At 63.4% G+C, this 17,626-nt stretch carries 18 protein-coding genes and 1 tRNA gene; 5 read left to right on the top strand and 14 right to left on the bottom strand.

All coding sequences use genetic code 11. The annotated features are described in order from the left end of the window. Positions 1–133 precede the first annotated feature (133 nt). Positions 134–1,342, bottom strand: a complete 1,209-nt coding sequence (locus JQ624_RS22445) for a DNA recombination protein RmuC (RefSeq protein WP_212421082.1) — start codon at positions 1,340–1,342, stop codon at positions 134–136. 171 nt (positions 1,343–1,513) lie between these two features. Here JQ624_RS22445 and def point away from each other — a divergent pair, with 171 nt between their 5' ends. From def to truA, 3 genes are all read left to right on the top strand, one after another. After that, positions 1,514–2,041, top strand: a complete 528-nt coding sequence (gene def / locus JQ624_RS22450) for a peptide deformylase (protein WP_212421083.1) — start codon at positions 1,514–1,516, stop codon at positions 2,039–2,041. A gap of 176 nt (positions 2,042–2,217) precedes the next feature. Continuing rightward, entirely contained in the window at positions 2,218–3,150 is a 933-nt protein-coding gene (gene fmt / locus JQ624_RS22455) for a methionyl-tRNA formyltransferase (RefSeq protein WP_212421084.1), read from the top strand. Next, positions 3,150–3,887 (top strand): tRNA pseudouridine(38-40) synthase TruA, encoded by a 738-nt coding sequence (truA, locus tag JQ624_RS22460; RefSeq protein WP_212421085.1) that lies wholly within the window; start codon positions 3,150–3,152, stop codon positions 3,885–3,887. The genes fmt and truA overlap by 1 nt, the downstream gene beginning before the upstream one ends. A 153-nt stretch (positions 3,888–4,040) precedes the next feature. Here truA and dapE read toward each other — a convergent pair whose 3' ends face one another. From dapE to rpmH, 11 genes are all read right to left on the bottom strand, one after another. Beyond that, positions 4,041–5,207, bottom strand: a complete 1,167-nt coding sequence (dapE, locus tag JQ624_RS22465) for a succinyl-diaminopimelate desuccinylase (protein ID WP_212421086.1) — start codon at positions 5,205–5,207, stop codon at positions 4,041–4,043. Continuing rightward, positions 5,200–5,817 carry a DUF805 domain-containing protein gene (locus tag JQ624_RS22470; RefSeq protein WP_212421087.1) on the bottom strand — a complete coding sequence of 206 codons (618 nt, stop codon included), beginning with the start codon at positions 5,815–5,817 and terminating at the stop codon, positions 5,200–5,202. The genes dapE and JQ624_RS22470 overlap by 8 nt, the downstream gene beginning before the upstream one ends. Positions 5,818–5,988: 171 nt before the next feature. After that, positions 5,989–6,834, bottom strand: a complete 846-nt coding sequence (dapD, locus tag JQ624_RS22475) for a 2,3,4,5-tetrahydropyridine-2,6-dicarboxylate N-succinyltransferase (protein ID WP_212421088.1) — start codon at positions 6,832–6,834, stop codon at positions 5,989–5,991. Between the two features lie 201 nt (positions 6,835–7,035). Next, positions 7,036–7,731 carry a pyrimidine 5'-nucleotidase gene (locus JQ624_RS22480; RefSeq protein ID WP_212421089.1) on the bottom strand — a complete coding sequence of 232 codons (696 nt, stop codon included), beginning with the start codon at positions 7,729–7,731 and terminating at the stop codon, positions 7,036–7,038. Positions 7,732–7,906: 175 nt separating this feature from the next. Then, a complete protein-coding gene (locus JQ624_RS22485) occupies positions 7,907–8,893 on the bottom strand; it encodes a DUF1036 domain-containing protein (protein ID WP_212421090.1) in 987 nt (328 codons plus the stop codon). A 194-nt stretch (positions 8,894–9,087) separates the two neighbouring features. Then, entirely contained in the window at positions 9,088–9,984 is an 897-nt protein-coding gene (gene argB / locus JQ624_RS22490; protein ID WP_212421091.1) for an acetylglutamate kinase, read from the bottom strand. 125 nt (positions 9,985–10,109) lie between these two features. Then, entirely contained in the window at positions 10,110–10,481 is a 372-nt protein-coding gene (locus tag JQ624_RS22495) for a DUF423 domain-containing protein (protein ID WP_212421092.1), read from the bottom strand. Then, positions 10,481–11,131 carry a ribosome biogenesis GTP-binding protein YihA/YsxC gene (gene yihA / locus JQ624_RS22500; RefSeq protein ID WP_212421093.1) on the bottom strand — a complete coding sequence of 217 codons (651 nt, stop codon included), beginning with the start codon at positions 11,129–11,131 and terminating at the stop codon, positions 10,481–10,483. Before yihA ends, JQ624_RS22495 begins: the two co-directional genes overlap by 1 nt. Before the next feature lie 139 nt (positions 11,132–11,270). Continuing rightward, a complete protein-coding gene (gene yidC, locus JQ624_RS22505) occupies positions 11,271–13,163 on the bottom strand; it encodes a membrane protein insertase YidC (protein WP_212421094.1) in 1,893 nt (630 codons plus the stop codon). A 19-nt stretch (positions 13,164–13,182) separates the two neighbouring features. Then, positions 13,183–13,683: a ribonuclease P protein component gene (gene rnpA, locus JQ624_RS22510; RefSeq protein WP_212421095.1), complete on the bottom strand. Its 501-nt coding sequence runs from the start codon at positions 13,681–13,683 to the stop codon at positions 13,183–13,185. Positions 13,684–13,708: 25 nt separating this feature from the next. After that, a complete protein-coding gene (rpmH, locus tag JQ624_RS22515) occupies positions 13,709–13,843 on the bottom strand; it encodes a 50S ribosomal protein L34 (RefSeq protein WP_008542748.1) in 135 nt (44 codons plus the stop codon). A 416-nt stretch (positions 13,844–14,259) separates the two neighbouring features. Here rpmH and JQ624_RS22520 point away from each other — a divergent pair, with 416 nt between their 5' ends. Both JQ624_RS22520 and JQ624_RS22525 read left to right on the top strand, forming a co-directional pair. Then, on the top strand, positions 14,260–15,735 hold the full coding sequence (locus JQ624_RS22520; protein ID WP_312014474.1) for a HAMP domain-containing sensor histidine kinase: 1,476 nt from the start codon (positions 14,260–14,262) through the stop codon (positions 15,733–15,735). A gap of 267 nt (positions 15,736–16,002) precedes the next feature. Continuing rightward, positions 16,003–16,079: transfer RNA gene (locus JQ624_RS22525), tRNA-Arg, on the top strand. Between the two features lie 12 nt (positions 16,080–16,091). Here the strand turns inward: JQ624_RS22525 and JQ624_RS22530 are convergent. Together JQ624_RS22530 and JQ624_RS22535 are read right to left on the bottom strand one after the other, a co-directional pair. Then, positions 16,092–17,207: a tyrosine-type recombinase/integrase gene (locus JQ624_RS22530; protein WP_212421096.1), complete on the bottom strand. Its 1,116-nt coding sequence runs from the start codon at positions 17,205–17,207 to the stop codon at positions 16,092–16,094. Positions 17,208–17,454: 247 nt separating this feature from the next. Beyond that, the gene (locus tag JQ624_RS22535) at positions 17,455–17,622 is read right to left on the bottom strand and encodes a hypothetical protein (protein WP_212421097.1); all 168 of its coding nucleotides are present in this window, start codon (positions 17,620–17,622) and stop codon (positions 17,455–17,457) included. Positions 17,623–17,626 lie beyond the last annotated feature (4 nt).

Below are 17,626 nucleotides of genomic sequence, written 5' to 3' on the forward strand. Positions count from 1 at the left end.
ACCAGCGGAAACTCTCGACGAATTTCTCCGAGTGAGCCATACATGAAGTGTTGCGACGACCGGTTGAATCCGCCCAGGATCGCCCGGTCAAGCCGGGCGACGACGAGTTTAATATGTGGGCCGCCCGCCCTCGCTACTCCCCCGCCTGCAGCTTGCGCGGCACGGGGAACAGCTCGGGCGTTTCGCTCTTGACGAAACGGGGCACTTCCACCGGCGCGTCGGTCTTGCTGAAATCGAGTTCCTCGATCCGCCCGGCGCGTTTTTCGATCTTGTCGGCGGAGATCAGGATCTGGCGGACATCCTCGTTGACGTCGCCAAAGTGCTTTTGCAGCTTCAGCACGCGCTCGCGCAGGCGGCCGAGGTCGTCGCCCAGATTGAGCACCTCGGTGCGGATCTGGTCGGCGGCATCGCGCATCCGCGCGTCTTTGAGGATCTGCTGCATCACCTGGATCGCCAGCATCAACAGCGAGGGCGACACCAGCACCACGCGGGCGCGGTAGGCTTTCTGGATCACGTCGTCAAAACCGTCGTGGATTTCGGCATAGACCGATTCCGACGGCACGAACATCAGCGCGGTGTCCTGGGTCTCGCCTGATATCAGATACTTCTCGGCGATGTCGTTGACGTGCTTCATCACGTCGTTGCGCAGGCGTTGCGTGGCGAATTTCTTTTCCTCGTCGCTGCGCGCGTCGTGCAGCGCGGTCATCGCTTCCAGCGGAAATTTCGCGTCGATGCACAGCGGGCGCTGGTCGGGCAGAAACACCACGCAATCCGGCCGCTTCCCGGTCGAGAGCGTGTACTGGAACTCGTAGGCGCCCTGCGGCATGCCGTCCTGCACGATCGCTTCCATCCGCGCCTGGCCGAACGCGCCGCGCGACTGCTTGTTGGCAAGCACGTCGCGCAGTGTCGTGACCTGCGAGGTCAGGTCGGTGAGATTCTTGTGCGCGTTGTCGATGATGCCGAGCCGCTCGTGCAGCACGCGGAGCGAATCCATGGTATGGCGCGTGGTCGCTTCCATCGATTGCCCGACGCGGTGGGTCACCGAATCCAGCCGTTCGTTGACCGCCCGGGTCATCTCGGACTGGCGGCCCACCAGCGCCTGCGCCATCGCGTCGACCCGGCCGGTGGACTCGCTCTGTGCCCGCAGCATCTCGCTCAGGCGCTCCTCCAACTCGTCGGCACGGATCACTTGGGCCATCGCCAGTTCCGCGCCCCGGCGGCCCGAGCGGGCGATGACGATGGCAATCGCCAGCAGCAGCACCAATGCGAGCGCGCCGAAGCCTGCCAGCGCCTCGCCGACGCGGATCGGCAGGTCGCCGACGGAGAAGAGAATTTCGTTCATCCGCGACTTGTAGCCCGATTCGCCGGCTTTCGCGAACGAAGAGGGAACATTTATGGTAAATGGCGGGTTAATTTTCGTGGTTAACGCACCGCTAAAAATCATGGTTAAGGTCGCCTTAACGGCTTCCCCAGCGCATTGACCCCGGCAAATCAGCAGCTTAAATCGCGCGCTATGGCCCTGAGAGAAATCATCATCCTGCCGGACAAACAGCTCCGGCTGGTCTCCAAACCCGTCGAGAAGGTGACGACGGAGATCCGCAAGCTTGCCGACGACATGTTCGAGACCATGTACGACGCGCCCGGCATTGGGCTGGCGGCGATCCAGGTCGCGCAACCCTTGCGGCTGATCACCATGGACCTCGCCAAGAAGGACGAGAACGGCGAGACCAAGCCGAGGCCACGGGTGTTCATCAATCCGGAAATCATCTCCTCGTCGGAGGAATTGTCGGTCTACGAGGAGGGCTGCCTCTCGATCCCCGAATATTACGAGGAGGTCGAGCGCCCGGCCCAGGTCCGCATCCGCTTCACCGATCTCGACGGCAAGATGCACGAGGAGGACGCCGACGGGCTGTTCGCCACCTGCATCCAGCACGAGATCGACCACCTCAACGGCGTGCTGTTCGTGGACTACCTGTCGAAGCTGAAGCGCGACCGCGTGTTGAAGAAGTTTACCAAAGCCGCCAAGCGCGCGGCGGAGTAGGCCCACTCTATCGACCGTCATGCCTGGCCTTGTCTCGGGCATCCGCGTCTTTCTGTCTTGCTGCACCAAAGACGTGGATGGCCGGGAGCGCAGACGAGTGTACGTAGTCTGCGCAAAGCAGACTACTATGCCCGGCCATGACGGAATAAACTGAATCGTCCAGGGATTTCCGCCTCATGCCTCTCCGTTTGATCTTCATGGGCACGCCCGATTTCGCGGTGCCGACGCTGCTGGAACTCGTGGCCCATGGTCATGAGGTCGTGGCTGTCTATACCCGCGCGCCGAAGCCGGCCGGGCGGGGCATGAAGCTGCAGCCGACGCCCGTGGAGCAGGAAGCGCGGCGGCTCGGTATTCCCGTGCTGACGCCAAGTACGCTGAAGACGCCGGAGGCGCTCGAGGAATTTCGCGCGCACAATGCCGATGCGGCCGTCGTCGTTGCCTACGGCATGATCCTGCCGCAGGCGATCCTCGATGCACCGCCGCTCGGCTGCTTCAACCTGCACGCTTCACTTTTGCCGCGCTGGCGCGGCGCAGCCCCGATCAACCGCGCCATCATGGCCGGCGATGCCGAGAGCGGCGTGATGGTGATGAAGATGGATGTCGGCCTCGACACCGGCGATGTCGCGATGGCCGAGCGGCTGCAGATCACGGACACCATGACCGCCGCCGACCTGCATGACGCGCTGGCGCCGCTCGGCGCCGACCTGATGGTGCGCGCGATGGGCGGGCTTGAGCGCGGCGGGTTGAGGCTCAGCAAGCAGAGCGAAGACGGCGTCACCTACGCCGCCAAGATCGAGAAGGCCGAGGCGCGGATCGACTGGCAGCGGCCGGCGCGCGAGGTGCTGCGGCATATCCATGGCTTGTCGCCGTTCCCCGGCGCCTGGTGCGAAATCGCGAGCGATGGCGAACCGGCGCGTATCAAGATCCTGCGCTGCGAACCGGCTGAGGGATCCGGCACGCCGGGCGAGGTGCTCGACGACCGCCTGACCATTGCCTGCGGTGACGGCGCGATCCGCATCCTTGAACTGCAGCGCGCAGGCAAGGCGCCGATGAAGTCGGCGGATTTTTTGCGAGGCACGCCGCTCAAACCGCCGGCGCGGCTCGGCTGATGCCCCGCTACAAGCTCATCATCGAATATGACGGCACGCCGTTCTCGGGCTGGCAGATCCAGGACAACGCGCCGACCGTGCAGGGCGCGCTGGAAACGGCGGTGAAGGCGATCTGCGGCGAGGACGTGCGCGTCCATGGCTCGGGTCGTACCGACGCCGGGGTGCACGCGCTGGCGCAGGTCGCGCATTGCAATATCCAAAAGCCGTTTCCGCCGGGGCGCTTGCGCGACGGGCTGAACGCGCATTTGCGCCCGCACCCGATCGGCGTGCTCTCGGCGGAAATCGTCGCCGATGATTTCGAAGCGCGTTTCTCCGCCAAAAAGCGCCACTACCGCTACCGCATCACCAACACCAGAGCCAACCTCGCACTCGATATCAAGCGCAGCTGGCGGATACCGCGCCATCTCGACACCGACGCGATGCACATCGCCGCCCAACGCCTGCTCGGCAAGCACGATTTCACGACCTTTCGCGACACCGAATGCCAGGCGAAATCGCCGGAGAAGACGCTCGACCAGCTCGACGTGACCAGGGAAGGCGACGCGGTTTCGATCCTCACTTCCGCACGCTCGTTCCTGCACAGCCAGGTGCGCTCGATGGTGGGCTCGCTGGTCTGGGTCGGCGAAGGCCGCTGGAGCGCCGACGACCTCGCCGCCGCGCTCGCCGCCCGCAACCGCGCCGCCTGCGGTCCGGTGGCGCCACCGGAGGGATTGTATCTGGTGCGGGTGGAGTATTAGGCGGCGGTGCCGTCTCGCACACCCATCGTCATACTCCGCGAAGGCGGGTATCCAGTACGCCGCGGCTGCAGTGATTGATCGACACGTCACGGCGTACTGGATCGTCCGCCCCAGTGCGCAATTGCGCACAAGGCGGACGATGGCGGTGGTGCATCAGACAAAATACCTATCCAGCACCCCGCGATAGATCCGCGTCAGCTTCTCCAGATCGGCCACCGGCGTGCGCTCGTCGATCTGGTGCATGGTCTGGCCGACCAGGCCGAACTCGATCACCGGGCAATAGCCCGAGATGAAGCGCGCATCCGAGGTGCCGCCGGAGGTGGAGAGTTCCGGCTTGCGCCCCGTCACTTCCTCGATCGCGCTGACGGCGAGGTCGGTGAAGGCGCCGGGCTTGGTCACGAACACGTTGGAGTTGGAATATTCCCACACGATGCGGGCCCGGATGCGGTTACCGCAGGCCTTTGCCAGTCGTTCCTCGACCAGTGCGCGCAACGTTTCCTGGGTGTGGTTGTCGTTGAAGCGGATGTTGAATTTTGCGCGCGCCTGTCCCGGGATCACATTGCTGGCAGTGTTGCCGACATCGACGGAAGTGAATTCCAGGTTCGAGGCCTGGAACTGCGCGCTGCCGTGATCGAGCGGCTCGTCGGACAGCGCCACGATCAGCCGCGAAATATCCGGCACGGGGTTCGATGCCCGGTGCGGATAGGCGACATGGCCCTGCACGCCGTCGACATAGAGCGTGCCGGATTGCGAGCCGCGGCGGCCGATCTTGATGCAGTCGCCTAGTGTCTCGACATTCGAGGGTTCGCCGAGCACGCAATGGTCGAATTTCTCGCCGCGTTCCGCGCACCACTTCAAGAGCTTGATGGTGCCGTTGACGGAAATGTCTTCCTCGTCGCCGGTGATCAAAAACGAAATCGAGCCTTTGCCGTCCTTTTGCGGCCTGCCGCCGTTGTCGGCGAGATACTGCAGCACCGCGGCGACGCTGCAGGCGATGCCGCCCTTCATATCGACCGCGCCGCGGCCATAGAGGAAGCCGTCCTTGATATCGCCGGAGAACGCGCCGAGCGTCCATGCGGTCTCGTCGCCCGCCGGCACCACGTCGGTATGTCCGGCAAAGGTGATATGCGGCGCGCTGTGGCCGATGCGGGCGTAGAGGTTGTCGATGTCGGCGGTGCCGGGTTCGCCGAAGGTGATGCGATGCACCTCGAAGCCGGCGTCTTTCAGCAGGCGCTCGAGGACGCCGAGCGCGCCGGCATCGGCGGGAGTGACAGAGGGGCAGCGGACGAGGTCGCGGGTAATGGAAACGGCGTCATTCATAGCCCGGCTTAACACGCCAAACCGGCGGCGGGCTAGCTTTCCGCGGCACCATTTCGATCTCGCTCTGCTGGTCCCATCGCGGCCGCGTATCGCGCGGCGGAGGCGGCGTCAGCGGGTCGGCGCCGAACCGGTTGGTCTTTCGCGAGCCCTTCAGGCAGTACATTTCGACGAAGCCCCACACGGACAAGACGAACACGATCAGGGCCGGCAGCATCATGAAGTAGGAATCGGGCAGCCGGTCGGCGAACTGGTTGTAGAGGCCGGGGATGACGAAAAACGGCACCATCCACCAGCCTCTCTTGTCGCGGTCGTGCAGCCGCTTGATCGAGGTGGCGAAGTAGGTCCACAGCAGCAACGAGATGCCGAGCAACTTGACGAGGAGTCTGGGAAGATCGGCAAGTTTCAGCGTCCGGTAGACATCGGGATCCACCAGCTTGAAGATATCCTTGGTGCCCAAACTGAACGGTGTCGGCCCGCCGAACAGGCTCTGGATCGCCACGATCGCAGCGCCCAGAACACTCAGCCCCCCCAAAATGACCGGCATCGCGAGCCACAATTTGGCGCGGTTGATGCGGCCGTCGAAACGGAACAGGTACCAGGTCCAGTCCATGCGCAATGCTCCGGGGGGCGGAAGCCCGCGGTCCGGTACGTTAGTCGCGCGGGAAAGTCCCCGGTTCGATTGGAGCGCTTTCAAGCGAAGTGGAGACCGGTTCGCGTTAAGAAAACGCGTCAGATCAAGAATCTAGAGCCCCGTTTCGATCCGATCGAAACGGAAAAGGCTCTAGTCCCGCAGCAGCTCGTTGATGCTGGTCTTGGAGCGGGTGCGCTCGTCGACGCGCTTCATGATCACGGCGCAGGCAGTGGACGGGCCGGGCTGGCCGTTCTTCAGGGGCTTGCCGGGCAGCGCGCCGGGAACCACCACCGAATATTCCGGAACCTCGCCGATGAAGATTTCGCCGGTCTCGCGGTCGACGATCTTGGTGGAGGCGCCGAGGAACACGCCCATCGCCAGCACCGCGCCCTTGCGCACGATCACGCCCTCCGCCACCTCGCTGCGCGCGCCGATGAAGCAGTCGTCCTCGACGATCACGGGCTCGGCCTGCAGCGGCTCCAGCACGCCGCCGATGCCGACGCCGCCGGAAATATGCACGCGCTTGCCGATCTGCGCGCAGCTTCCAACGGTGGACCAGGTGTCGATCATGGTCGCTTCATCGACATAGGCGCCGAGATTGACGAAGGACGGCATCAGCACGACGTTGCGGGCGATGAAGGCCGAGCGGCGTACGATCGCGCCGGGGACGGCGCGGAATCCGGCATCACGAAAACGATTCTCGCCCCAGCCCTCGAACTTCGAAGGCACCTTGTCCCACCACGACGCCTTGCCCGGGCCACCGGGAATAGCACTCATGTCATTGAGGCGGAACGACAACAGCACCGCCTTCTTCAGCCACTGATTGACCTTCCACTTGCCATCGGCCCCGCGTTCGGCGACGCGCGTCTCGCCCTTGTCGAGCAGTTCGAGCGCGTGATCCACGGCCTCGCGAACCTCGCCCTTGGTCGACGTCGAAATGCCGTCGCGGGCATCGAAGGCGGCGTTGACGGTGGATTCGAGTGCGGACAGGGACATCGGGATTTCCTTGGGCTTTCGGGCGAAGTCGACGGGCTTTTTCGGGATTTGGGAGGGGAGAGTCAAGCTTCCGCTGTCGTCCCTGCGAACGCAGGGACCCATAACCACAGGTGTGGATTGATGTGATGGGTGTTTGCCACGGTGCCCTTACCGGCGGCCGCGGCGTATGGGTCCCTGCGTTCGCAGGGACGACCAAGAGCGCTATCCGCCGCCGCTCAACCTCTGCAAAAACCCCGTCAGATCATCCGTCACATGATCGACGTAAGCCGCATCCCGGCCTTCCAGCTCCCAGTCCTCGCGCACCACTTCCTTGGCGCCGTCGGGCACCACCAGCACCGTGGTCATGCCGAGCTGGTGCGGCACCACGAGGTTGCGGGCGAGATCCTCGAACATCGCCGATTTCGCAGGGTCGACGCCATGGACGCGCAGGAATCTGTCGTAGGTCTGCGGCGCCGGCTTCGGTTCCAGTTCGGCGGCGATGATGTCGAACACCGCCTCGAAATGTTCTGTTATGCCGAGCCGTGCCAGCACCGCGCCGGCATGATCGGTCGAGCCGTTGGTCAGGATCAGCTTGCGGCCGGGAAGTTTTGCGATCGCAGCCCCCATCGCCGGGTTCGGCTCCAGCGGCGAGTGATCGATCCTGTGGACGTAGGCCAGATAGTCGTCGGCATGCACGCCATGCACGGTCATCATGCCGCGCATGCTGGTGCCGTAGCGGCGGTAATAATCCTTCTGGATCACGCGGGCTTCTTCCGCGGAGATGTTCAAGAACGCGCTGATGAACTCGCCGATCCGGGCGTCGACCTGCTGCCACAGATTGACGTGATGCGGGTAGAGGGTGTTGTCGAGATCGAACACCCAGGTGTCGATATGCGTGAAGGGGCGGGGGGATGTCATGACTCTCTCAGCCTGTCGTCCCTGCGAAAGCAGGGACCCATACGCCGTGTAGGTTGTTGGTAAGCACTGTGCGTGTTGCCTTCAATCGTGGTTGACGCCGGTGGCCATAGTTCAGCCCTGTGGCTATGGGTCCCTGCTTTCGCAGGGACGACGATAGAGCGGGGCCAACGTCCCATCACGGCATCGCAAATCGCAGCGTCTTGCCGCCGCTACTCATGTCGACCGGCGCAAAACCGGTCGCGGCAAGCCCGCGGGTACCGCAATCGCCCTGTTCGGAGACTTCGAACTTGCTTTCGCGCGTGCAGAGCTCTTTCGGGCCGCCCCAGTTCAGCGGCTTGTCCCTGTATTTGACAGCGCGGTTTTCACCGTCGACCGCTTCGGCAAAGCTGTAGACCTGCTTGGGCTGGCCGGTCACATCGGGATGCAGGCACTTGCCGGGATCGATGCGGTACCAGCCGCGGCTGGTCACGGCCTTGCCGTCGTCGGTGGCGACCGCCGCCATGATCTTGTGCGGCGTGTCGTTGCACCAGGTCAGCCCCGAAGAGGAGGGCTTTTGCACCGCCTCGATCATGGTGGTGAAGAAATTTTGCGACTGCACGATATCAGCGGCGAGCCCGCGGCTTCTCAGGAACGCTGCGAGGGCGCCTTGCGTCTTCGGCCCGTCGACGCCGTCGATCGGCGCGGCGTCATAGCCGGCGATGACTAGCAGCCGCTGGATGCCGGCGAGCCGCGCCTGCTCGTCGTCATATTCGGAATCCTCGGCGAGATAGGCGACCAGGTTGCCGTCGTCGGTCCGCGTCGGCGTGATCTGCGTGAACGGCGCGGGCGTCTGTCCGCCGCGGCACTGGCGGGCGGCGGCGATGACGAAATTATCCGGCGCGATGCACAGCATGTCGCTGCCGTTCTGCGGGATCGGCGAGGCGCCGTAGACGCCAAGCGCGCGTGCATTCAGCAAGATGCGGTCGGCGGTCAGCGCGCCCTGCATCACCACGCGGCAGGCCGCGGGATCGATCCGGAACCAGCCCCGCGTCGCGGTTGCCGCTTTGTCGTCGATGCCGATCGCGGCCTCGACCACATAGCTCATGCGGTTGCAGAGTTTCAGGTCGGCGAAGGCGGGCAGGGAGGAAACGAACAGCGAGATCGCCGCGGCCGGCAGCGACATCAAGAAACGCGTCAATGCTGAGCGACGTGGGCGCCTCGTTCTCAACTCGTCATGCCCGGGCTTGACCCGGGCATCCACGTCTTTCTTCTCGCTGTCGACAAAGGCTGTCATGGCCGGGCATAGGCGAGCGGAAGCGACGCCGTCCTTTGGACGGCTATGCCCGGCCATGACGACTTTCTTTTGCCGCTCGTGCATCACTTGTGGATCAGCGTGCCGGTGCCCTGGTTGGTGAACAGTTCGAGCAGGACCGCGTGCTGCATCTTGCCATCGATGATGACGACGCCCTGGACGCCCTGTTCCAGCGCATAGATGCAGGTCTCGACCTTCGGGATCATGCCGCCGGAAATCGTGCCGTCGGCGATCAGTTTTCGCGCATCCTTTACCGACAATTCCGGAATCAGCTTCTTCGACTTGTCGAGCACGCCGGGAACGTCGGTCAACAGCAACAGCCGCTTGGCCTTGAGCGCGCCGGCCACCGCGCCGGCAAAAGTGTCGGCGTTGACGTTGAGCGTGTGGCCGTCATGCGAGGTCGCCAGCGGCGCCAGCACCGGGATCAGCTCATGGCCGATCAACTGGTTCAGTAGTGTCAGATCGACCTTGTCGGGATCGCCGACGAAGCCGAGGTCGATCGCCTTTTCGATGTTGGAATCCGGATCGACCATGGTGCGCGTCGTCTTCGACGCCTTCACCATGTTGCCGTCCTTGCCGGAGAGGCCGACGGCCTTGCCGCCGGCTTCGTTGATGTAGCCGACCAGTTGCTTGTTGACGGAGCCGGCCAGCACCATCTCGACGATCTCGATGGTGGCGGCGTCGGTAATGCGAAGCCCGGCGGCGAATTCCGACTGGATGCCGAGCCGCTTGAGCATGGTCGCGATCTGCGGCCCGCCGCCATGCACGACCACGGGATTGATTGCGGTCTGCTCCAGCAGCACGATGTCGCGCGCGAACGCCTTGGCGGTTTCCTCCGCGCCCATGGCATGGCCGCCATATTTGATGACGATGGTTTCCTCGTCATATTGCTGCATATGCGGCAGCGCTTCCGACAGGATGCGGGCCTGATCGAGCGGGCTGATATTCTGCGCTGATGTCATGAAGCGGGTCTCGCCATTCCAGATGTCGGGCCGGGTTCTATCCGATTGGAGGGCAGGGCGCAAAGTGGGGGAATTGCGGAGTTTGTAGCCCGGATTGCGCTGCGCTCCATCCAGGCTACGGAATTTTACCCCCGCTTCGGCCAGGCCGCCGCGACCGCCAGCGCCAGCCAGCTCGCGATCAGCAGCGTCCCGCCGGTCGGCGCGGCAAAAGGAAACAGCCCGTGGCCGGCATAGTGTCGCAGCGTCAGGTCGCCGGCAAACAGGCTTGCCGCAATCACGAAGCCGAAAGCCGTCGCGATGCCGATTCTCGCGTGCACAGTTCCGCGCTCAGCCAACGCGACGGCACCCAATACCGCGCTGGCGTGAAACAGCAGCATCGACGAGGCGGATGCCAGCCGCGATGCGTCCGCGCTATGGGCGGAAGCAGCCGCCAGCATGACGCCGTCGGCGCCCAAGATGGCGGCCAGCACGATCAGGATGCGGCCCGTGCGGCTCATCAGGCGCGCTCGTGCAACAGGCGCACCATCGCGGCGCGCAATTCCGGCATGCCGGCGCCGGAGCGCGAGGACGTCACCAGCACGTCCGGAAACGCCGCCGGATGCTTGGCGAGCGCCGCCGTGGTCTCGCCGATGCACTTTTCCAGCTCAGCGGCCTTCACCTGGTCCGCCTTGGTCAGCACCACCTGATAGCTCACGGCGGACTTGTCCAGCGTCTTCAGCACGTCCCGGTCGACATCCTTGATGCCGTGGCGCGCGTCGATCAGCACATAGACCCGCGCCAGCGTGGCGCGTCCTAAAAGGAATTGATGGATCAGCTTGGTCCAGGAGGCGACCTTGGTCTTGGGCGCCGAGGCGTAGCCATAGCCGGGCATGTCGACCAGCCGCAGTCCTGTATTGTCCGGGCCGTCGAAGAAGATCAATTCCTGGGTTCGGCCCGGCGTATGCGAGGTGCGCGCCAGCGCGCTGCGGCCGGTGAGTGCGTTGATCAGGCTCGACTTGCCGACATTGGAGCGGCCGGCGAACGCCACCTCCACGCCCGCCATCGGCGGCAGCGTCTCGATCGAGGGCGACGCCCAGACGAACTTCCATTGGCCGGCGAAGAGCTTTCGTCCCTCCTCGATCAGCTTCGCATCTGCGTTGGCGGTCATGCGAAGTGTTCTTTTCCAGCAGTCGTTGCGGAGCGACGCGGCGCTTCCTGTTCGGTCATTCCGGGGCGATGCGTAGCATCGAACCTGGAATCTCGAGATTCCGGGTCTGGTGCTAACGCACCATCCCGGAATGACGGCATCACGTCTTCTCGACGGCCTTCTTCGAGGCAAACGTCGCCTTGAGATTGTCGAACAACTCCACCTTCACGCCGTTCCTGCGCATGATGTAGCTCTGCTGCAGGACCGAGAGCAGGTTATTCCAGGCCCAGTAGATCACCAGACCCGCCGGGAAGCCCGCGAGCATGAAAGTGAAGATCAGCGGCATCCAGTCGAAGATCATCTTCTGGGTCGGATCCGGCGGCGTCGGGTTCAGCTTCATCTGGAACCACATCGTGATGCCCATGATGATCGGCCAGACGCCGAGCGCGAGGTAATGTCCGAATAGCGGCAGTTGCGTCGGATCGAAAGACAGCAGGCCGAACAGGTTGAACAAATTGGTCGGGTCGGGCGCCGAGAGATCCTTGATCCAGCCGTAGAACGGCGCGTGGCGCATTTCGATGGTGACGAACAGCACCTTGTAGAGCGAGAAGAACACCGGGATCTGCAGCGCGACGGGAAGGCAACCGGCGATCGGGTTGATCTTCTCCTTGCGGTAGATCTCCATCATCTCCTGCTGCTGCTTCTGGCGGTCGTCCGGATAGCGCTCCTTCAGCGCGGCCAGCTGCGGCTGCACCGACTTCATCTTCGCCATCGAGGCGTAGGACTTGTTGGCGAGCGGGAAGAACAGCAGCTTCACCAGCACCGTCACCAGCAGGATGGCGATGCCGAAATTGCCGAACAGGTGGAAGAAATAGTCGAGCGCCAAAAACATCGGCTTGGTGATGAAGTAGAACCAGCCCCAGTCGATCAGGAGGTCGAAATGGTTCAGCTCGAGCTGCTTGTTGTAGCCGCCGTGGCCGGCCAGCGGGAAATTGATGCCCACGACGCCGGCTTCCTTGGCCCCCGCAAACAGCCGTGCATTGGTGCTGCCGGTGCCGCCGATCGCGATGGTCTGCGGATCCTGCAAATAATCGGCCTGATAACGAACCTTGGCGCCGGGTTCGGCGAGGAAGCGGGCCTTGAGGCGGGCCGTCGTCTCGGGCAACAGCGCGGCAGCCCAATATTTGTCGGTGATGCCGAGCCAGCCATTCGTCACATTGAACTCAAAACCCCGCCCGCCATTGCCCAGAACGGGCGCCTCGGCGACGGCCTTGTAGCCGTGCTCCTGCAGGCCCTTGTCGCCGAGATAGCCGATCAGGCCCTCATGCAGGATGTAGTAGCCCGAGACTTCCGGCGTGCCGTGGCGAGAGATAAGGGCGAACGGATAGAGCGTGACCGGCGCAGCGCCGACGTTGGTGACGTCGTCCTTGACGGTGAAGAGATAGCGGTCGTCGATCGCAATGGTGCGGCGGAAGGTGAGGCCTTCGCCATTATCGTATTTCAGCGTCACCGGGCTGCTCGGCGACAGGCTGCCGGAGCCCTCCTGCTGCCACACCGTATCGCGGTCGGGAAGCCGCGCCGTCGAGCCTGAGGCTGCGACCCAGCCGAACTCGGCATAATAGGGATGAGCCGTGTTCGAAGGCGAGAACAGCACGATCGCAGGCGACTTCGGATCGACGGTGTCGCGGAATTTCTCCAGCGACAGGTCGTCGATGCGCGCGCCCTTCAGCGCGATGCTGCCGGAAAGCCGCGGCGTCTCGATCTTGATGCGGGGCGTTGCGGCAATGGCGGCGTCGCGGCTGACGACGGGCGCCGGCGCGCCCGGCTGACCGGCGGGCGTGGTGGCGGATGGCGCCGTGCCCGGTTGCGCCGTGCCCGGTTGCGGCGTGGTCGATCCCGGCGTCGTCTGCGGCGATGGCTTGGCAAGTTCGGCCTGGGTCTGGGTTTGCGCGCGCTGCCGCTCCATCTGCGGCATGTTGTAGAAATACTGCCACGCGATCAGCACAAGGCCGGACAGAATGACGGCGAGGATGGTGTTGCGGTTGTCGGTCATCGTTCTGGGGTCTCGCCATTCAATTCGGACTGCGGGTCCTTTCGGTTCCGACTGACGTCGGACCCGAGGCCCTCACTTTTCGTTTGGACGCGTTTTCTATCGCAGATAAGTCTACGCAATCTGCGTAAACTAGATTGCTATGCGAACCGGTATCCACTTCGCTCGAAAACGCCTTGTTGCCGCTCTGCGGTTTCGGCTGCCGGTCGAGGCGATGCAGCGCCGAACGGAGATCATCGAGCATGGTTGCGAAGTCGCGGGTGAGCGCGGCCCGGCGGCCTACCAGCACATAATCATGGTGTGGTCGCATGGATATGACGTCCAGCCGCTTCACGAGTTCGCGAAGCCGGCGCCGGATGCGATTGCGCTCGGTGGCGGTACCGTTCTTTTTGGTAACGGTGAAACCGATCCGGATCGGGCCATCATCGTCGCGGAGGCGGCCCTGCACCACGAAGGCAGCGCTGTTCGCCCGCGTGCCATTGGCAACGGCGAGAAAGTCCGCCCGCTGCCTCAGCCGATCCATGAATGAAATCTCCGGAAGATCCGGTTCAGGCGCTCAGACGCTTGCGGCCACGCGCACGGCGGGCGGCGAGAACCTTGCGGCCGCCGGCGGTGGCGAGACGGGCGCGGAAGCCGTGACGGCGCTTGCGCACCAGTTTGCTGGGTTGATAAGTCCGCTTCACGGGTAGTTCTCCGCTGACCGGGCAATTTGCCTGTTGAATTGAGATGCGTCCGGTGATGCGGGCCGGCCCGAAAAAAGGCCAGTTACGGCCCAAACGAGCCGCCCCCGGTGGAACCGGGCCATCGCGGACAGTTGGCGCGGCTTATACGGGAGCGACCTGTTTTCGTCAATGTCGGGGGTTGCCGCGGCCGCCGTTCTTTGAAACGTCGCAATTGGGGCGAATATATCTGTTTTCCCGGGGTTTTTAGGGGCGAGAAGGCGGCGTGCCCGGGCCATGGGAACGTCAGGACATTAGCGATCGGTAATTTGACCGGTCGGGGGCCGAAACGCATCCTCGGAATCAGTGTACGGGTGAGGACCAACGCCGGTCTTGTGTCCGGCGGGGCTCCAAGCACAGAGATATCAAGGCGGATATTCGTGTCAGCGACCGACGACCAGCCGACCCCTTCAGCGCCGCGGCCCTCGGGCCCGCGTCGGCTCGGCCTGTCCGGCAAGCTGCTGCTGCTGACGATCCCGCTCGTGATGATCGCCCTCCTGATGATCTACGTGCCTTCGATCGCGAATTTCTGGACCAACCGGCTGAACGACCGCCTCGCGGCAGCCAACACGGCCGCCCTGGTGCTGGATGCCGCGCCGCTCGGCATGGTGCCGGATTCGCTGGCGCGGCAGATCCTAACCAGCGTCGGGGCGCGCGCAGTCGCCATCAAGATGGGACAGCAGCGTCGGCTGCTCGCCAGCGCCGACCTGCCGGCGGCGATCGACCGCGATATCGACCTGCGGACCCTGACGGTGTGGTCTGCGATCGTCGAGTCCTTTGCGACCATGCTGGAGACCGGCAACCAGACCATTCGCGTGGTGGGGCCCGCGCCGGGGGCTGCGCAATTCATCGAGGTGGTGGTCGATGAAAAGCCGCTGCGGCTGGCGATGTACCGCTTTTCCCGCAATCTGCTGCTGGTCTCGCTGGGGATCGCGATGCTTGCCGCGGGGCTGGTCTACCTCGCGCTGCATTATCTGTTCGTCCGCCCGATGCGGCGGCTGACGGCAAATCTGGTCGGCTTCCACGAAAATCCGGAAAGTGCTGCGCGCATCATCGTGCCGAGCCAGCGCGGCGACGAGATCGGCGTGGCGGAACGCGAATTGTCCGACATGCAGCGCGATCTCGTCTCGATGCTCTCGCAGAAGAGCCGGCTCGCCGCGCTCGGCCTTGCGGTGTCGAAGATCAACCACGATCTGCGCAACCTTCTCGCGTCCTCGCAATTGCTGTCGGACCAGCTCGCCAGCGTGCCCGATCCCAGGGTGCAGCGCTTTGCACCGAAACTGATGCGCTCGCTGGAGCGCGCCATCGACTTCTGCCAGTCGACCCTCTCATATGGCCGCGCGCAGGAAGCCGAGCCCGACCGCCGGATGATCCTGGTCGAGCCCGTGGTATCAGAGGTGCGCGAATCCGCCGGCCTTGCCGCCGACGCCTCGATCACCTGGATCAGCGCGATCGAGCGCTCGCTCTCGATCGATGCCGATCCCGACCAGCTGTTTCGCGTGCTGCTTAACCTGGTGCGCAACGCGGCCCAGGCGCTGGAAAGCGCCAAGGGCGATGCCGCGACCCTGCAGATCCGCATCACCGGCCGCCGCGAAGGTTCGGTCGCCATCATCGAGGTTTCCGACACCGGCCCCGGTGTGCCAGCAAAGGCGCGCGAGCATTTGTTCGAGGCGTTCCAGACCTCCAGCCGCCCCGGCGGCAGCGGACTTGGGCTCGCGATCGCCGCCGAACTGGTGCGCGCCCATGGCGGCGATATCCATTTGGTCGAAGGCACCATCGGCGCCACCTTCCGGGTCTCGATCCCGGATCGGCCGGTGGAACTGCAAAGCGTCCGCAACGAGCGGGCGCGGGCGTAAGGCGCGGCCATTTCCACGTCATTCCGGGACGATGCGAGCCATAGAACCCGGAATCTCGATGTGATTACAGGGAGATTCCACCTTCCCGCCGCCGTACGGCGCGGAATGGCATCGGATTAACTGCCTCGGATTCGTCGGTCAGAACCTGCTTTCCGAGACCTTGCAAAGCCGGGCCGGAGCGGGTAGCTAAAGCGCTCTTTCGCGACCGTCCGGACCTTGTTCGGACGCATCCGGGCCCCTTAAGGCCCAAATGCAGAAGCGAAAAACGCGCCCGTAGCTCAGCTGGATAGAGCACCAGACTACGAATCTGGGGGTCAGGAGTTCGAATCTCTTCGGGCGCGCCATTCAAATCATTGCTACGCATGATCTTTTCCTTTTTTGGCGCTGGGTGGGAGAGTGCTGGTTTGCAATTGGTTTGCAAACTTTGTTCGTGGTGAGTTCTCGAAATTGAAGATCGCCGCATCGGAGAGATGCCGCGTGCGTGCTAAGTATTTCTCGATTATCGAGTGCACGGTTTTGATGCTGTGACCTGTCACCACCGCGATTTGCTGCGGTGTATTTTCAGCCTCGCTGAGCATCGTTATCGCGGTGCCGCGGAGATCGTGAAAGTGCAATTCGGTGAGTCCCGCAGCCTTGGTGGCCTCCTCCCATAGCCGGCCAAAGTATCGCTTCTTGAACGCTCTCCCCGTCTTTGTCGTCATGATCAGGGGCGAGATGCGCGGTAGAGTGTCTAGGAGGCGCCGTAGTGCGGCTGTGCAGCGGACGGTAGTCTCCGGCGCCCGGTGGCCCTTCCTCGCAGCCTTGCCCTGTCGCAGCGTAAGTGCGGTGCCATCGTATGCCGACCATGGAAGGCGCAAAATGTCTCCCTGTCGCTGACCGGTATGGAGCGCAATGATCAGTGCACGCTGCATCTCGATCGACGCCACCTTCATGAAGGCTGATATGTGTTCGGGCAACCAGATGATCTCGGCGCGGTCAGAGTGATAAAGCCGCTTAAAGCCTTTCAGGTGATTTGCGTGCAGGCGACCGCGATCGACGCCCCACGTCAGCATGGCGGAAATCACCGAGAGTCGATTGTCAGCTTCGCGCTCGCCGGATGTTTTGGAAACGGTTTGGCGCCAATCTAGAAAATCTCTCCGCACGCGAGGATCTTCTAGGGCAGCCAAAGGTAAGTCGCCGAACTGCGCCTCGGCCTTCGTCAACAGCCGGATATACTCGCGCTGCGTTGAAGGCGCGAGCTTGTCGGTGAACTCGACCGATGTCGTGAAGTCTCGTGTTAGGCCGTTGAACGTGCCGACCAGTCTGCTGCGGGTTAGGTTTTCAGCGGCAGCTAAGTCTGAAATAAATTCAGGAGATCCAGGCTTGCCGGCGAGACGCAAACCGGTAGCGCGATGAAACCAATATTCCCGTTCGCGGGGTGTCCCGCGGTATTTGTAAGTTCGAAAAACGCCCTTGATATTAGCCCTGACCACGGCTCGACCTCCAGGTTTCCAATGCAGTCTTTTCGGGCTCGGTATCGGCAGGACAGCCGGCGGTCACAAGAATCTTCCCGGTTGCGTGATCAATCTCAACAGTGCGCGTGCCAATTCCAGCGAGTTGAAACGCCTTAAGCGTTCGGACAAGTTCAGCCTGGGTGATTGCTGCGCGGCGCGACAATGTTAGGGCCTCACCTTAAAGGTTGACGGAAGCGCTGATTGCTGCGGCATCAGTTGCGCGCCTTTAGGCCGTCGGCTTCTCAGCGCCCGATTTAACTTTGTGTCTCGGGAAGATCGCGATTCGACCGTCGCGGTCGATCTCAATACGGTCGATATCCATTTCCGCTTTGCTAGCGGCGCGGATGGCCTTCGAAACGTCTGTTTGCTTGAACGCCTGAGCGCCGCGGGACATTGGC

This window comes from Bradyrhizobium sp. AUGA SZCCT0283 (assembly GCF_018130385.1).
GTDB lineage: Bacteria > Pseudomonadota > Alphaproteobacteria > Rhizobiales > Xanthobacteraceae > Bradyrhizobium.

Bases quoted from the DNA above. Each gene is read 5' to 3' on its own strand.
- JQ624_RS22485 (WP_212421090.1), bottom strand. From the start codon at position 8,893: ATGTCGCTGCCGGCCGCGGCGATCTCGCTGTTCGTTTCCTCCCTGCCC.
- rnpA (WP_212421095.1), bottom strand. From the start codon at position 13,683: ATGGATCGGCTGAGGCAGCGGGCGGACTTTCTCGCCGTTGCCAATGGC.
- JQ624_RS22470 (WP_212421087.1), bottom strand. From the start codon at position 5,817: ATGGACTGGACCTGGTACCTGTTCCGTTTCGACGGCCGCATCAACCGC.
- JQ624_RS22480 (WP_212421089.1), bottom strand. From the start codon at position 7,731: ATGACATCCCCCCGCCCCTTCACGCATATCGACACCTGGGTGTTCGAT.
- dapE (WP_212421086.1), bottom strand. From the start codon at position 5,207: ATGAATGACGCCGTTTCCATTACCCGCGACCTCGTCCGCTGCCCCTCT.
- dapD (WP_212421088.1), bottom strand. From the start codon at position 6,834: ATGTCCCTGTCCGCACTCGAATCCACCGTCAACGCCGCCTTCGATGCC.
- yidC (WP_212421094.1), bottom strand. From the start codon at position 13,163: ATGACCGACAACCGCAACACCATCCTCGCCGTCATTCTGTCCGGCCTT.
- JQ624_RS22445 (WP_212421082.1), bottom strand. From the start codon at position 1,342: ATGAACGAAATTCTCTTCTCCGTCGGCGACCTGCCGATCCGCGTCGGC.
- argB (WP_212421091.1), bottom strand. From the start codon at position 9,984: ATGACATCAGCGCAGAATATCAGCCCGCTCGATCAGGCCCGCATCCTG.
- JQ624_RS22495 (WP_212421092.1), bottom strand. From the start codon at position 10,481: ATGAGCCGCACGGGCCGCATCCTGATCGTGCTGGCCGCCATCTTGGGC.
- JQ624_RS22535 (WP_212421097.1), bottom strand. From the start codon at position 17,622: ATGTCCCGCGGCGCTCAGGCGTTCAAGCAAACAGACGTTTCGAAGGCC.
- yihA (WP_212421093.1), bottom strand. From the start codon at position 11,131: ATGACCGCCAACGCAGATGCGAAGCTGATCGAGGAGGGACGAAAGCTC.
- fmt (WP_212421084.1), top strand. From the start codon at position 2,218: ATGCCTCTCCGTTTGATCTTCATGGGCACGCCCGATTTCGCGGTGCCG.
- def (WP_212421083.1), top strand. From the start codon at position 1,514: ATGGCCCTGAGAGAAATCATCATCCTGCCGGACAAACAGCTCCGGCTG.
- truA (WP_212421085.1), top strand. From the start codon at position 3,150: ATGCCCCGCTACAAGCTCATCATCGAATATGACGGCACGCCGTTCTCG.